Annotated in this window: 1 pseudogene; it reads left to right on the forward strand. The window is 58.3% G+C overall.

Going from position 1 to position 552, the window contains the following annotated elements:
• Positions 1-197, forward strand: a pseudogene (locus BEA93_RS24610) (hypothetical protein); the annotation flags it as partial.
• Positions 198-552 lie beyond the last annotated feature (355 nt).

Consider the following 552-nt stretch of genomic DNA (forward strand, 5'->3'; position numbering starts at 1 on the left):
GGGGGTTCGCGTCAGGGATGGAAGCCCGCCAGGGCGGAGACAGCTTCGCTGGCTCCGTTCACGACAGCCCGCCCCGCCAGGGGGACGCCCGGGAAAGGCACAGGCAGGAGAACAACAGAACTGACAGTAATCAGGGCAGCAGTAATCAGAGTCAGAACAGGAGGAAAAAGAGAATAATCACAGGGAAGCTGATGTGATTTCTGACTGGCCATAACCAGAGAAGGCAGGGGAGAAGAACGGGCGCCGCAGGCGCGCGTTCATTCCCGTTCCCGGAGGGAAACGGCCTTCCCGGCAGTCTGGTTGTTCATGCCCGTACAATGCCAGCAAGGAGAAAGGGGCCACCGGCGAACCAGCAGCCCCTTTATAAAGGCGCTTCAGTGCAGTCAGACCAGCATCAGCCCTGAAAAGGCGGGCCTGCGCCCGCCTCCGGGTTGCTACTTACCGCCGGATTCGTAAGCCAGACTTGCCGTAACCTCCCTTGTATCTTGAAATTCGTTTAGTATGGTTTTGGATTAGATTTGGCACAGCATGTGCAGCCTGACCTTCCCCAGG

The organism is Escherichia sp. MOD1-EC5950 (genome assembly GCF_002965345.1).
GTDB classification, from domain to species: domain Bacteria; phylum Pseudomonadota; class Gammaproteobacteria; order Enterobacterales; family Enterobacteriaceae; genus Escherichia; species Escherichia marmotae.